Raw genomic sequence first — 13,729 nt, 5'->3', positions numbered from 1 at the left:
ACGCGCCAGCGCGCGCCGCGCGGCCGGGTCGCTGCCCGGCGTCTTTAGCTGAACCGTTTAGCTGAACATCAGCGCGGTGAGCAGGAAGTCGAGGCCGAGCACCGCGAGCGACGCGTACACGACCGTCTTCGTGGTCGCGCGCGACACGCCCTCGGGCGTGGGCTTCGCCTCGTAGCCCTGATAGAGCGCGGTAAACGTCACGGCGAAACCGAACACGATGCTCTTCATCACGCCGTTGCCCACGTCCGCCCAGACGTCCACGCCGCCCTGCATTTGCGACCAGAACGCGCCGGCGTCCACGCCGATCAGCAGCACGCCCACCACATAGCCGCCCAGAATGCCGACCGCGCTGAAGATGGCCGCGAGGATCGGCATGGCGATCACGCCCGCCCACATGCGCGGCGCGATCACCACGCGCACGGGGTCCACCGCCATCATTTCCATGGCCGTGAGCTGTTCGCCCGCTTTCATGAGGCCGATTTCGGCCGTGAGCGAGGTGCCCGCGCGGCCCGCGAACAGCAGGGCGGTGACGACAGGCCCGAGTTCACGCACGAGCGAGAGCGCGACCAGCAGCCCGAGCGCCTGCTCGGAGCCGTAGCGGTTGAGCGTGTAATAGCCCTGCAGGCCGAGCACGAAGCCAACGAACAGCCCCGACACGGCAATGATCAACAGCGAATAATTGCCCACGAAGTGGATCTGCTTCGTGACAAGGCGCGGCCGGCGCAGCAGCGGGAAAAATTCGAGGACGAGGCGCACGAAAAAGCGCGTGGCGTGCCCCGCGCGCGCGATCGCGTCGAGCACCGCGCGCCCGATCGAGCTGATGGCGCCGGTCATGGGCGGCCTCCGCCAATGCCGAAGTCCGCTTCGAGCGGCTGGTTCGACGGGTAATGGAACCGGAACGGGCCGTCCGGCGCGCCGTCGATGAACTGGCGCACGATCGGGTCGGTCGAGGCGCGCAGTTCGTCGGGCGTGCCCTGCGCCTGTACCCGGCCGTTCGCGAGGAAATACACGTAGTCGGCGATCGCGAACGACTCGGGCACGTCGTGCGTGACGAGGATCGAGGTCGCGCCGAGCGCGTCGTTGAGCGTGCGGATGAGGTTCGCCGTGATGCCGAGCGAAATCGGGTCGAGACCGGCGAACGGTTCGTCGTACATCATGAGTTCGGGATCGAGCGCGATGGCGCGGGCGAGCGCCACGCGGCGCGCCATGCCGCCGGAAATTTCCGAAGGCGCGAGGTCGCGTGCGCCGCGCAGGCCGACGGCGTTGAGCTTCATGAGCACGAGGTCGCGGATCAGCTCTTCCGGAAGATCGGTGTGCTCGCGCAGCGCAAAGGCGACGTTTTCGAACACCGACATGTCGGTGAAGAGCGCGCCGAACTGGAAGAGCATGCCCATCTTGCGGCGCAGGCCGTAGAGGCCGTCGCGCGATTGCGCGCCGACGTCCTGGCCGCCGAACAGCACCTGGCCGCGCTGGGCGCGAACAAGGCCACCGATCAAGCGCAGCACTGTCGTTTTTCCGCCACCGGAACCGCCCATGACCGCCACGACCTGACCGCGCGCAAAGCGCATGTTCAGGCCGGACAGGACGAGCCGGTCGCCGTAGCCGAAGTCGACGTCGCGCAGCTCCAGTAGGTTCTCAGAGGTTGAGGGCACGTGGCTGACAGTCCATTTACACGAAGGCGGGATTATAGGGCCATCGTGGAAAACCTGCCGTGGCGCCCCGGGACCCGTTGATGTAGGCCACACGTTGCCCGCTGTCGCGGGGTTGCGGCCACCTCGGCTCCGGGTCGCGCGTGCGGCGCAGCCCGAAGCCAGGGCGGACCATTATTGCGTAAACGCGTTGCGCAATGCAGCAACCGCGGCAGGCGGGTCGGCCGCCTCCGTCACGGCGCGCACCACGGCCGCGCTGCCCGCGCCCGTGGCGAGCACCTCGGGCAGCACATTGCCGTCGATGCCGCCGATCGCCACCATCGGCACGACGCCGTCCAGCAGCTTCACGTAGCGGGCAAGACGCGCGAGGCCCTGGGGCGCCGTGGGCATCGCCTTGGTCGTCGTCGCGAAGACCGCGCCGCACGCGAGGTAGCTCGGGCGGAAGTGCAGCGCCGTGAGCATCTCGAAGTAGCCGTGCGTCGAAAGGCCAAGACGCACGCCGGCCGCCGCGATCGCGCCGAGGTCGGCTTCGCGCAGGTCCTCCTGGCCGAGGTGCACGCCGTAGGCGCCCGCCGCGACGGCCTCGCGCCAGTGGTCGTTGATGAACAGTTGCGCGTCGTGCTTGCGGCCCGCCGCGACGCAGCGCTCGATCTCCTGCGTGAGCGCCGGCGATTTCGGCTGCTTGCTACGCAGTTGCACCGTCTTCACGCCGTAGTCGAGCACGCGCTCGACCCAATCCGCCGTGGGCAGCACCGGATAGAGGCCAAGCTTCGCGGGGCACGGCGCGAACGGCTGCGGGGGCGCGGCGGGCAGGCCCAGCACACGCGGGAAGCGCTCGATGTCGACGGGCCACGCGTCGGCCTGCTGCTCGTCGCCGTCGCGCCATGCGAGCGCGAGCACGAGCGCGTCGTGCGGATCGAAGCCGCAGTCGAGAAATGCCGCCAGCGCGGGAATCCAGTCCTCCGCCAGTTCGCCTTCGAGCGCGTAACGTTCGCCGCCGAGATGCAGTGTGGCGCGCGCCGCCTTCGGGTTTTCGCCCGCGGCTTCGATCACGCCCGCGCCGTCGGTCATCCAGCGCGCGATGTTGGCCAAATGTGGCGCCGCGTCGGTGACGATGATGAGATCGCCGCCGTTGGGCACGTCGGGCGGCGTGAGGCAGATGCGCCACGGCGCATGCGTGGGCTGCCAGTCGCCCAGGCGCGCGCGAATGCGCTCCGCCGTTTCGGTGAGTTCGTCGGCGGGCGGCCAGAACAGTTCGCGGTCCTTAAGTCGCAGCGTTTCGGTCATCGTTTGTCTCCATCCTGGTGCCAGAAAGGCATGCCGACCACGGGTGTGCTCGCCACCGCCGCCTCGCGCTCGGCCATCGGCCCGGCGAGAAATGCCGCACGGCCGGCCTCGACGCCCAGCGCGAACGCACGCGCCATCGCATCGGGGTGCGTGGCCTGCGACACGGCCGTGTTGAGCAGCACGCCGTCGAAGCCCCACTCCATCACCTGGCACGCATGCGACGGCACGCCGAGACCCGCATCGACGATGAGCGGCACATCGGGCAAGCGCTCGCGCAGCACGCGCAGGCCATACGGATTGATCACGCCCTTGCCGGTGCCGATCGGCGCGCCCCACGGCATGAGCGCCTCGCAGCCCGCGTCGAGCAGGCGCCGGCCGATCACGAGGTCTTCGGTGCAATACGGCAGCACCTTGAAGCCGTCCTTCACGAGTCGCGCAGCGGCCTCGATCAGGCCGACCGGGTCGGGCTGCAGCGTGTAGTCGTCGCCGATCAGTTCGAGCTTGATCCAGTCGGTTTCGAAGACTTCGCGCGCCATGTGCGCCGTCGTCACGGCCTCGTTGACGGTGAGACAGCCGGCCGTGTTCGGCAGGAGCGGCACGCCGTGGCGCTTGAGCAGATCGAAAAAGCCCGCTTCGGCGGTGCCTTCGTTCATCTGGCGGCGCAGCGCGACGGTGATCATGCCGGGACGCGCGGCCGCCATCGAATCGGCGAGCGATTGCAGCGACGGATAGCGCGACGTGCCGAGCAGCACGCGGCTCGCGAAGGTTTCGCCGTAGAGCGTGAGCGCGTCGGCGGTGGGAGTGGTGGTCATGGGTTGGAATCCTTGGGCGGTTGTCGTGAAAGCGCTCGCGACCTGTGCAACAAGCGGCGGCGCGCGACCGGAGGCTTTGAGCGAGCGAGGCTCAGCCACCGGCCACGGGGCTCACGACGTCGAGGCGGTCGCCCGCCTGGAGCGCGCGCGCGCCATGCTGGGCGCGCGCCACGAAATCGCCGTTCAGCGCGACGGCGAACGGCGGACGCGCGCCAAATGCGGCGAGCGCATCGGCGACAGTCGCGCCCTCGCGCAGCGTGACCGGCTTCTGGTTGATGTGAATGTCCATGGCAAATACGTTCTCAGACTGCGGATTGTTTCGGGTAGCGCTTCAGGCCGGCTCGTGCGCGCCCTGCACGTGGAGCATCTCGCCCCAGCGCGAGGCGCGGCGCAGCGACTCGAAGGAATCGGCGTCGTTCACGCGCTCGTCGAGCAGCGCCTGGGCGACGCGCGCGGCTTCGTCGGCGACTGCCGGCGCGATCATGAATCCGTGCCGGTAAAGGCCGTTCACGCGCAGCGTGGTCTTGCCGTCCCAAATGAGCGCCGGGCGATGATCGGGCAGCGTCGGGCGGCACTGCGTGTTCAACTCCAGAATGCGCGCCTCGCCGAACGCCGGATGCACCGCAAACGCCGCGCTCAGCAGTTCGAGCGCCGAGCGCACGCTCACAGGCGAACGGTCCTCGCCTTCGATCTCGGTCGCGCCGATCACGAAAACGTCGTTCTCCTTGGGCGCGATATAGAGCGGATAACGCGGATGCAGCAGCCGCACCGGCCGAGTGAGCGCGATGCCCGGCGCGTGCACGCGCGCGACTTCACCGCGAATTCCGCGCAAACCCGGCAGCACAGGTTTGGCGCCCAGCCCGCGACAATCTATCGTCACGCGCGCAAGCGGCGGGTTGGCCTCGTCGACCGTGGTATGCCAGTGAGTCTCCACGCCGCGATCGGCGAGCCCCGCGGCCAAAGCGGCCAACGCCTGGCGATTGTCGAGCTGGCCCTCGCCTTCGAGCAACCAGCCGCGCGCGAAGCGCCCGGCGAGCGCCGGTTCGGCTGCGTCGAGCTGGGCGCCGGCGAGCGCGACGAAGTTCGACTCGGCGAGCGAACGCGGCGCGTTGGCGCGCACGCGGCGCTCGAAGAGCGGGGCTTCGGTGCGATCGGCGGTATGCCAGACGACGAGCGTGCCATTGCGCTGGAAGAACACAGGCTGCGGCAGCCCGGCCAGAATGCGCGGCCAGGTTTCGAGCGACTCGATGCCAAGCTCGGTGATGAGCAACTCGGCCACAGCCGCCTCCGCGAGAGGGGCGAGCATGGCCGCCGCGACCCAGGCCGCGGCTTCGCCGCCTTCGGGGCCGCCACGTTCGTAGAGCGCGACGCGATGGCCCTCGCCGGCAAGATGCCATGCGACGAGCCGGCCGCTCAAGCCGCCGCCCAGCACGGCAAAGTCGGGCATGCCGCCCGCGCGATGATGATGGGCGCGGCTCATGACGGCGCTCCGTCACGCAAGGCGCACGGCAACGCGAACGGCACCGCGCACGCGATAAAAAACGGGGAGCAAAGAGAATAGGCGGTCATCGTATCCTTTCCGTACGGCAGCAGCAGACGTACCCAAGGACGAAACCGGCTGGCAAGGCCGACCGTGGAGGCTATGCGGCGCAGACGGCCCGGCACGAATGCGAAACTCGCGGAATTCGTACGAACCGATGCGCCCAAAGCGCAGCCCGGCGGGAATCCTGGCGCCCTGCGAAGGCTGGGCGCCGGCCAAGACTTTCTGAAACTTCCCGCGCCGGTATTACCCGGATCGGGTGCGAAGGGTCTCTCTCAGCCTCAGTACGGCATGCCCCGCATACCGGTGAAGCACCCCTGTTTCGTCAAAGTCGATTAGACCACAAAAGCCGCGCGGCCCGCAAACCTCGGCGGAACGGGCCGCCGGCTCTGGCACAATGCCCTGAGCCCGCCTCTTTCGCCTCGCAGGCCCGCGCGGTGAGACAATGGGCGCCACGCCACGGCGGCGCAGGCGCGCGCTTGTGTCTCCGCTTTCGGCCCGCTTTTCGCCGATTAAGACTCACTTAAGCGCCCGGCGACAGAATCGCTGCAAAATCGCCGCCCCGCAGCCGCCATGCGGCGCGAGAGCGCATGCCCCGAGCGGGCCGCCACATCTTCAGGACGCACATGACCAACCAACCTGCTGCCCCCGCCACGCCCGATCAGAACGAGCATCAGAAGATCACCGCGTGGAGCCTGATCAAGCCTTACTGGGTGTCCGAGGAACGCTGGGTCGCCTGGGGTCTGCTCGTCGCGATCATCGTGATGAATCTGCTCGTCGTGTGGATCAACGTGCGGCTGAACGGCTGGAGCGCGGAGTTCTACAACGCGTTGCAGGCCAAGGACGTCAAGCGCTTCCCGCCACTGTTGCTGACCTTCACCGAGCTGGCGTTCGGCTTCATCATCCTCGCGGTGTATGGCCGGTATCTGCGGCAGATGCTCGGCTTTCGCTGGCGCCAGTGGCTCACCCACCGCTTCCTGAACGAGTGGCTCGGCAAGGGCGCGTTCTACCGCATCGAGCGCGACCGTCTCGCCGATAACCCCGACCAGCGGATCAGCGACGACCTTCAGTCGTTCGCCACGACCACGCTTTCGCTCACGCTCGACCTCCTCTCCACGGTCGTCACGCTCATCTCGTTCATCACGATCCTGTGGACGCTCGCGGGCGCGCTCACGGTCACGCTGGGCGGCACGCCGATCGCGATTCCGGGCTACATGGTCTGGGCCGCCGCGCTCTACGCCGTGTTCGGCTCGCTCGTGATCCAGAAGGTCGGCCACCCGCTCGTGTCGATCAACTATCAGCAACAAAAGGTGGAAGCGGACTTCCGCTTCGGCCTGATCCGCCTGCGCGAAAACGCCGAACAGATCGCGCTTTACGACGGCATGAACACCGAGCGCAGCAACGCGCAAGGGCTCTTCCAGCACATCCGCGAAAACTGGTGGCGCGTGATGAAGTACACGAAGCGCCTCACCTTCGTGCTGAGCTTCTACGGCCAGATCGCCATCATCTTCCCGCTCGTCGTGGCCGCGCCGCGGTACTTCGCGGGCGCCTTCACGTTTGGCGTGCTGATGCAGATCTCGCAGGCCTTCGGCACCGTGAGCGATTCGTTCTCGTGGTTCATCAATAGTTACTCCACGCTGGTCGAATGGCGCGCTACCGTGAACCGTCTGCGCGAATTCGTGCGCGTGGTGCACTCGCCGCGCCTGAAGGAATCGGTCTCGCCGGCCACCGAGCACGGCGGCATCAACCTGCATTTCATCGACAACAACGAACTCGCCACCGACCACCTCAAGCTTTCGCTGCCCAACGGCATGCCGCTCTCGGAAGTGCGCGACATCGCCATCAAGCCGGGCTCGCGCTGGCTCGTGCGCGGCCCCTCGGGCGCCGGCAAGAGCACGCTGATGCGCGCGCTCGCGGGCCTGTGGCCGTTCGGCGAAGGCTCGATCGACGCACCCGTGGATGCGCGCATGATGTTCATCCCGCAGCAGAGCTACCTGCCCATCGGCACGCTCAAGGCGGCGCTCACCTACCCCTCGCCCGCCGACGACTACAGCGACGAAGACTGCCGCGAAGCGCTGCGCGCCTGCCGCCTGGAAGAGTACGCGGATCGTCTCGCCGAATCGGCGCACTGGTCGCGCGTGCTCTCGCCGGGCGAGCAGCAACGTCTCGCCGGCGCCCGCGTGCTGCTGCACAAGCCCGACTATCTGTTCCTCGACGAAGCGACGAGCGCGCTCGACCCCGACAACGAAAGCCGTCTCTACAAGCTGTTCGTGGAGCGCCTGCCGAAGGCGGCGATCGTGAGCGTCGCGCACCGCGAGTCGCTTGCCGCATACCACCACGAAACGCTCGAGATCGAGCGCATGCCTGAAGAGCGGGTTGCCGCGTGAGCGTAAACGCAAACGCCGGGGGCTTTGACCGCGTCGTGCTGATCACGGGCGCGGGCTCGGGTATCGGCGCGGCGCTCGCGCGCCGTATCGCGGCGCCGGGCGTGGCGTTGATGCTGCACGCGCGCGGCGCGGACGACGCATCGCGCGAGCGCCTCGCCGCCGTCGCCGCCGAGTGCGAGCAGCGCGGCTCGACGTGCGCGAGCGCGTACGGCGATCTCGCCCAGGCGGGCCAGCCAGGCGCGCTCGTGGACGCCACGCTTGCGCGCTTCGGCGCGCTCGACCAGCTCGTCGCCAACGCCGGGCATGCGCAGCGCCAGACGCTCGCTGCACTAGAAGCCGCGTCGCTCGAAGGCGCGTTCGCGGCCATGCCCACGGCGTTCGCGGCGCTCGTGCAGCGCGCGCGTGCGGCGCTGGAACGCTCGGCGCGCGCCCGCGTGGTCGCGCTGAGTTCGTTCGTCGCGCACCGCTACCGCGCCAGCGCGCCGTTCGCCGCCACCGCTGCCGCGAAGGCCGCGCTCGAATCGCTGGCGAAAACCGCGGCCGCGGAACTGGCGCCGCACGGCGTGACCGTGAATTGCGTCGCGCCCGGCTACACGCGCAAGGATCACGGCCCGACGCCGGAAAACGCGTCAGCGTGGGAGCGCGCCGCGCAGGAAACCCCGCTCGGCCACGTGGCGGACCCCGCCGACATCGCCGAACTCATCGCCTTCCTGCTTTCGGACGCCGCGCGCCACATCACCGGCCAGGTAATCCACGTCGACGGCGGTCTCACGCTCTAGCGCGGTGCCATCGTTCGCTTGCTATCGAACCAAACGCCCGAATGAGGCGCTCGCGGGCGCCCGAAATTGCCCCTCGCCTCAGCACGCTTTCACACCGTAAAATACGCATCCAGCACACCGGAGACGGGCGGCGCCGCACCGCGCAGCCCGCCAGCATCGAGCGCACCCGCCACCCAGGGCGTTTGCGCCGGCCGGATCGCTTGCGCCGCACGCGCCGCTCGTCCCGGTTCGTTGCGCGCACAACAAAGATGGGGGAAGACACGCGATGGGCTATTTTCACTGGTTCACCGAGTTGAACGCGCGCGAGCGGCGCACGCTCTACGCGGGCTTCGGCGGCTACGCCGTCGACGCGTTCGACTTCATGATCTACTCGTTCTTGATCCCCACGCTCATCGCCACCTGGGGCATGACCAAGAGCGAAGCCGGCATGATCGCGACCAGTTCGCTGATCTCCTCGGCAATCGGCGGCTGGCTCGCCGGCATCCTCGCCGACCGCTACGGCCGCGTGCGCGTGCTGCAGTGGACCATCGCCACCTTCGCGGTCTTCACCTGCCTCTCCGGTTTCACGCATTCGTTCTGGCAACTGCTCGCCACGCGCACGCTGCAAGGCATCGGCTTTGGCGGCGAATGGACGGTCGTCACGATGATGATGGCCGAAACGATCCGCTCGCCGCAGCATCGCGCCAAGGCCGTGGGCACGGTGCAAAGTAGCTGGTCGTTCGGCTGGGGCGCGGCCGCCATCCTGTACTGGGCCTTCTTCGCGCTGCTCCCCGAGGAATACGCGTGGCGCGCGTGCTTCTGGATCGGCATCGTGCCCGCGCTGTGGATTCTCTACGTGCGCCGCAACGTGAGCGACCCCGATGTGTTCGTCGCCACGCGCCGCGCGCGCGAAAGCGGCGCGCTGCAAAGCCACTTCATGCAGATTTTCGCGCCCGCGCATCTGGGCACGACCCTGCTCGGCAGCGCGCTGTGCACCGGCATGCTCGGCGGCTACTACGCGATCACCACCTGGCTGCCCACCTACCTCAAGACGGTGCGCCATCTCTCGGTGTTCAACACGAGCGGCTATCTGATCGTGCTGATCGTCGGCTCGTTCACGGGCTATATCGTCGGCGCGATTCTGTGCGACAAGATCGGTCGGCGCGCCTCGTTCATCCTGTTTGCCATCGGATCGTTTGCGCTCGGCATGGCATACACGATGCTGCCCATCACCGACACCGCCATGCTCCTGCTCGGCTTTCCGCTCGGCATCGTCGTGCAAGGCATTTTCGCCGGCGTGGGCGCGTATCTTTCGGAGCTTTACCCGAACGCGATCCGCGGCTCGGGCCAAGGCTTCTGCTATAACCTCGGACGCGGCCTCGGCTCGTTTTTTCCCATTCTGGTTGGCGTTTTCGCGCAAACCACCTCGCTCGTGAAGGCGATCGGCGTGGTGGCGGGCGCGGGCTATCTGCTCGTGATCGTGGCGGCGCTGTGTCTGCCGGAGACGAAGGGCAAAGTCCTGAGCGAGGAAACGCCTGCTGCCGCGAGCGAGCGTCCGTCTGCGGAGTCCACTGCACGATGAGCGCGAACATGCTGCAATACCGACCGTCCCTCCCTGTTGTGCGACCGGCATGAAAACGATCGTCCTCGGCGCCGGTGTGATCGGCGTCGCTACTGCGTATTACTTGAGCGAACGAGGCTGCGACGTCACGGTCGTCGAACGGGAACCGGGCGTCGCGCTCGGCACGAGCTTCGGTAACGCCGGCGTCATCGCGCCCGGCTACGTCACGCCGTGGGCCGCGCCGGGCATGCCCGCGAAGCTCATCAAATATCTGCTCAAGCCCACCTCGCCGCTCATTTTCCGGCCCACGCTCGACGCCGCGCAGTGGCGCTGGATCGCGCGCTGGCTGCGCGAATGCGATCTCGCGCGCTTTCGCGTGAACAAGCAGCGCATGCAGCGCATCGCGTACTACAGCCGCGAGTGCCTGCACGCGTTTCGCGCCACGCACGCGTTCGAGTACGGGCGCAGCCAGGGCTATCTGCAACTCTTTCGCAGCGACTACGATCTCGAACTCGCGCAACCGGCGCTCGGCGTGCTGCGCGATGCGGGCATCGTCTTCCGCGAACTCGATTCCGCCGCCTGCGCGCAGGTCGAGCCCGGGCTTGCCTGGTCGCGCGTGAAACCCGTGGCGGGCGTCTATCTGCCCGAAGACGAAGCCGGCGACTGCGCACGCTTCACGCGCGAACTGCGCTCCGTGTGCGAAGCCCGCGGCGTGACGTTCCTGTTCGATACCGAAGTGCTCGCGCTCGAAGCCGCGGGCGGCAAGGTGAACGGCGTGCGCGTGCGCGCGGTGCCGGGCCGGCGCAAGGCGAACAACCGCAAGGACCGCCGCGAGCAGCGCCGCGCGCCGGCCGAGGTGCTGCGCCCGGCCGAGCGCAGCGAGCCCGCCGACGACACGCCGCACACGCTCGCCGCCGACGCCGTGGTAGTCGCGCTGGGCGTGGAGAGCGCGGCGCTCGTCGCGCCGCTCGGCGTGCGCGTGCCGCTGTATCCGGTGAAGGGCTATTCGGCCACGCTGCCCGTGGTCGACGAACAGAAAGCCCCGCGCGCCGCGCTCATGGACGAGTCGCTCAAGACGGCGATCACGCGCTTCGGCCCGTACCTGCGCGTAGCGGGCACGGCGGAACTGGGCGACCACCGCGCGACACTGCGCGAACAGGCACTGCAAACGCTCATGAAGGTCCTCGACGACTGGTTCCCGCACGCGGCGACGCCTTCGTCGGCGCAATTCTGGGTGGGACGCCGGCCCATGGTGCCGGACGGCGCGCCGCTTCTCGGCACGTCGGGCGTGGATGGCCTGTGGCTGAACGTCGGGCACGGCTCGACGGGCTGGGCGATGTCGATGGGTTCGGGCCGCGTGCTTGCGGACCTCGTCACGCAACATTCGCCGGAAATCGATCTCGATGGTTTGACGCTCGCGCGGTATCGCCATTAGGCCATTAGGCGGCGCGCCGGCACCTCAACCGAGCGCCACGCTCGCGAGCGCCTCGTAGCGCGCGCCCTGCTTCGCGAGCGTGCTCGAATACAGCACCAGCGATTCGAAACGCAACGGCGGCAGCGCTTCGCCGCCGCTCGCCGCCGGCGCGCCCACCGCGTCGCGCGCAAAGCGGGCGAGCGTCACGTGCGGGCGGAACGCTCGCGCGTCGAGCGGCAATCCCACGTCTGCCATCAGCGAGCGCACGCGCCAGTCGAGCGCCGTGAACGCATCGGACATCGCCAGTACGGCCACCATCAGGCGCGGATGCGCGCGTCCCGGCCAGCATTCGATATGCGTGACCGGCGCGGGCGGGATGTGCGGCGCGTGCTCCGCGAGCCGCTGCGAGAGTATGGCGCCCTGGTCGAACGACATCGCGCCGATGAACGTCACCGTCAGATGCAGTTGCGCGTAGGGCACGCGCCGCGCGTTGGGCGGCACGTCCAGCGCGGCGAGCGCGTCGCGCGACACCGCTGTGGGCGCCAGCGCGATGAAGCAGCGCCGCCATTGCTGCGCGTCAGGATCGGTGGGATCAGGGCGAGCGGTCTCGCGGGCTTCGGACATGATCGGCGGACCTCGTTCGGTCGGGCAACCGCGTCATGGTACGCCGGTCGGGTGCGAGCGTAAAAAAGCCGGGTCACCCTCGCGGGCGCCCGGCTTCTGTCACTGCGTCTCCTGCCGTCTCCCGTGCGTCCCGGCACATTGCGGGACACACTGGATTTAACGCGGCAGCTCCGTGCTGCCCATCAAATACGCGTCGACGGAACGTGCGCACTGGCGGCCTTCGCGGATCGCCCACACCACGAGCGACTGGCCGCGACGCATGTCGCCCGCCGTGAACACCTTGTCCACCGACGTGTAGTACGCCTTCTCGCCTTCGGTCGAGGCGCGCACGTTGCCGCGCGCGTCCTTGTCCACGCCGAACGCTTCGAGCACCGGCGAAACCGGCTGCGTGAAGCCCATGGCGAGCAGCACGAGATCGGCCTTCATTTCGAATTCCGAGTCCGGCACTTCGACCATCTTGCCGTCCTTCCACTCCACGCGCGCGGCGATCAGCTTCTCGATCTTGCCGTTCTTGCCTTCCAGGCGCTTGGTCGCCACCGACCAGTCGCGCGAGCAGCCTTCGTCGTGCGACGACGACGTGCGCAGCTTGACCGGCCAGTACGGCCACACGAGCGGCTTGTTCTCGACTTCGGGCGGCTGCGGCAGCAGTTCGAACTGCGTGACGCTCTTTGCGCCATGACGGTTCGACGTGCCCACGCAGTCGGAACCCGTGTCGCCGCCGCCGATCACGACCACGTGCTTGCCCTTGGCGAGCAACTGGTTCGGCAGCTTGTCGCCGGCGTTGACCTTGTTCTGCTGCGGCAGGAACTCCATGGCGTAGTAGATGCCTTCGAGTTCGCGGCCCGGCACCGGCAGGTCGCGCGGCGTTTCCGAACCGCCCGCGATCACCACGGCGTCGAACTGGTCCTTCAGTTCGTCCGGCGTGATCGTTTCCTTCGCCGTGTTGCCGATGTAAGCGGGCAGTTCGCCCTTGCCGATGAACACATTGGTGCGGAACGTCACGCCTTCGGCTTCCATCTGGCGCATCCGGCGGTCGATCAGCCACTTTTCCAGCTTGAAGTCGGGGATGCCGTAACGCAACAGGCCGCCGACGCGATCGTTCTTCTCGAACACCATCACCTCATGACCGGCGCGCGCGAGTTGCTGCGCGGCGGCGAGCCCTGCGGGGCCCGAACCGACCACGGCCACCTTCTTGCCCGTCTTGTGCTTCGCGACTTGCGGCGCGACCCAGCCTTCGGCCCATGCCTTGTCGATGATCGCGTGCTCGATCGACTTGATGCCGACCGGATCGTCGTTGATGCCGAGCGTGCACGCCGCTTCGCAGGGCGCCGGGCAGATGCGGCCCGTGAACTCGGGGAAATTGTTCGTGGAATGCAGAACGTCGATCGCGCTCTTCCAGTCCTGGCGGAACACGAGGTCGTTGAAGTCCGGAATGATGTTGTTGACCGGGCAGCCGTTGTTGCAGAACGGAATGCCGCAATCCATGCAGCGCGCGCCCTGGACCTTCGCGTCGGCGTCGGAGAGCGCCGCCACAAATTCCTTGTAGTGCTTCACGCGCGTGAGCGGTGCTTCGTACGCCTCATGCTGGCGCTCGAACTCGAGAAAACCGGTTGCCTTACCCATAAGTGGTTCTCGTCTATTTGATCTATTCGGTGAGGGGACCGCGCCCGCCGCCGCTTCAGTGAGCGCGGCGGGCG

Annotated in this window: 12 protein-coding genes and 1 riboswitch; of the genes, 4 read left to right on the top strand and 8 right to left on the bottom strand. The window is 68.0% G+C overall.

Features of this window, described 5'->3' with window-relative positions; translation table 11 throughout:
• Window positions 1-57: 57 nt before the first annotated feature.
• The 6 genes from mlaE to U5768_RS27925 form a co-directional block, all read right to left on the bottom strand.
• Window positions 58-834, bottom strand: a complete 777-nt coding sequence (mlaE, locus tag U5768_RS27950) for a lipid asymmetry maintenance ABC transporter permease subunit MlaE (protein WP_322033569.1) — start codon at window positions 832-834, stop codon at window positions 58-60.
• Window positions 831-1,652, bottom strand: a complete 822-nt coding sequence (locus U5768_RS27945) for an ABC transporter ATP-binding protein (RefSeq protein ID WP_322033568.1) — start codon at window positions 1,650-1,652, stop codon at window positions 831-833. Before U5768_RS27945 ends, mlaE begins: the two co-directional genes overlap by 4 nt.
• 171 nt (window positions 1,653-1,823) lie before the next feature.
• Window positions 1,824-2,936: a thiamine phosphate synthase gene (thiE, locus tag U5768_RS27940; RefSeq protein ID WP_322033567.1), complete on the bottom strand. Its 1,113-nt coding sequence runs from the start codon at window positions 2,934-2,936 to the stop codon at window positions 1,824-1,826.
• A complete protein-coding gene (locus U5768_RS27935; RefSeq protein WP_322033566.1) occupies window positions 2,933-3,748 on the bottom strand; it encodes a thiazole synthase in 816 nt (271 codons plus the stop codon). The genes thiE and U5768_RS27935 overlap by 4 nt, the downstream gene beginning before the upstream one ends.
• A 91-nt stretch (window positions 3,749-3,839) precedes the next feature.
• The gene (gene thiS / locus U5768_RS27930) at window positions 3,840-4,037 is read right to left on the bottom strand and encodes a sulfur carrier protein ThiS (protein WP_322033565.1); all 198 of its coding nucleotides are present in this window, start codon (window positions 4,035-4,037) and stop codon (window positions 3,840-3,842) included.
• Between the two features lie 42 nt (window positions 4,038-4,079).
• On the bottom strand, window positions 4,080-5,228 hold the full coding sequence (locus U5768_RS27925) for an FAD-dependent oxidoreductase (RefSeq protein ID WP_322033564.1): 1,149 nt from the start codon (window positions 5,226-5,228) through the stop codon (window positions 4,080-4,082).
• A gap of 275 nt (window positions 5,229-5,503) precedes the next feature.
• Window positions 5,504-5,617, bottom strand: a riboswitch (TPP riboswitch).
• Between the two features lie 297 nt (window positions 5,618-5,914).
• On the opposite strand from U5768_RS27925, the gene U5768_RS27920 reads away from it, so the two are divergent.
• The 4 genes from U5768_RS27920 (at window position 5,915) to U5768_RS27905 (ending at window position 11,429) form a co-directional block, all read left to right on the top strand.
• Window positions 5,915-7,675, top strand: a complete 1,761-nt coding sequence (locus tag U5768_RS27920) for an ABC transporter ATP-binding protein/permease (protein WP_322033563.1) — start codon at window positions 5,915-5,917, stop codon at window positions 7,673-7,675.
• On the top strand, window positions 7,672-8,454 hold the full coding sequence (locus U5768_RS27915; RefSeq protein ID WP_322033562.1) for an SDR family NAD(P)-dependent oxidoreductase: 783 nt from the start codon (window positions 7,672-7,674) through the stop codon (window positions 8,452-8,454). Before U5768_RS27920 ends, U5768_RS27915 begins: the two co-directional genes overlap by 4 nt.
• Before the next feature lie 265 nt (window positions 8,455-8,719).
• The gene (locus U5768_RS27910) at window positions 8,720-10,015 is read left to right on the top strand and encodes an MFS transporter (RefSeq protein WP_322033561.1); all 1,296 of its coding nucleotides are present in this window, start codon (window positions 8,720-8,722) and stop codon (window positions 10,013-10,015) included.
• Window positions 10,016-10,064: 49 nt separating this feature from the next.
• A complete protein-coding gene (locus U5768_RS27905; RefSeq protein WP_322033560.1) occupies window positions 10,065-11,429 on the top strand; it encodes a D-amino acid dehydrogenase in 1,365 nt (454 codons plus the stop codon).
• Between the two features lie 24 nt (window positions 11,430-11,453).
• On the opposite strand, the gene thpR is transcribed toward U5768_RS27905, so the two are convergent.
• Window positions 11,454-12,032, bottom strand: coding sequence for an RNA 2',3'-cyclic phosphodiesterase (gene thpR / locus U5768_RS27900; RefSeq protein ID WP_322033559.1), 579 nt, complete (start codon window positions 12,030-12,032; stop codon window positions 11,454-11,456).
• Between the two features lie 156 nt (window positions 12,033-12,188).
• Entirely contained in the window at window positions 12,189-13,655 is a 1,467-nt protein-coding gene (locus tag U5768_RS27895) for a glutamate synthase subunit beta (RefSeq protein ID WP_322033558.1), read from the bottom strand.
• Between the last annotated feature and the right edge of the window lie 74 nt (window positions 13,656-13,729).

This window comes from Paraburkholderia sp. J76, from assembly GCF_905220295.1.
Lineage (GTDB): Bacteria > Pseudomonadota > Gammaproteobacteria > Burkholderiales > Burkholderiaceae > Paraburkholderia.
Note: the sequence above shows the minus strand (reverse complement) of the source record. Positions and strands in the feature narration are given on the sequence as shown.

Bases quoted from the DNA above. Each gene is read 5' to 3' on its own strand.
- mlaE (WP_322033569.1), bottom strand. From the start codon at position 834: ATGACCGGCGCCATCAGCTCGATCGGGCGCGCGGTGCTCGACGCGATC.
- thiE (WP_322033567.1), bottom strand. From the start codon at position 2,936: ATGACCGAAACGCTGCGACTTAAGGACCGCGAACTGTTCTGGCCGCCC.
- U5768_RS27935 (WP_322033566.1), bottom strand. From the start codon at position 3,748: ATGACCACCACTCCCACCGCCGACGCGCTCACGCTCTACGGCGAAACC.
- thiS (WP_322033565.1), bottom strand. From the start codon at position 4,037: ATGGACATTCACATCAACCAGAAGCCGGTCACGCTGCGCGAGGGCGCG.
- U5768_RS27925 (WP_322033564.1), bottom strand. From the start codon at position 5,228: ATGAGCCGCGCCCATCATCATCGCGCGGGCGGCATGCCCGACTTTGCC.
- U5768_RS27920 (WP_322033563.1), top strand. From the start codon at position 5,915: ATGACCAACCAACCTGCTGCCCCCGCCACGCCCGATCAGAACGAGCAT.
- U5768_RS27910 (WP_322033561.1), top strand. From the start codon at position 8,720: ATGGGCTATTTTCACTGGTTCACCGAGTTGAACGCGCGCGAGCGGCGC.
- U5768_RS27905 (WP_322033560.1), top strand. From the start codon at position 10,065: ATGAAAACGATCGTCCTCGGCGCCGGTGTGATCGGCGTCGCTACTGCG.
- thpR (WP_322033559.1), bottom strand. From the start codon at position 12,032: ATGTCCGAAGCCCGCGAGACCGCTCGCCCTGATCCCACCGATCCTGAC.
- U5768_RS27895 (WP_322033558.1), bottom strand. From the start codon at position 13,655: ATGGGTAAGGCAACCGGTTTTCTCGAGTTCGAGCGCCAGCATGAGGCG.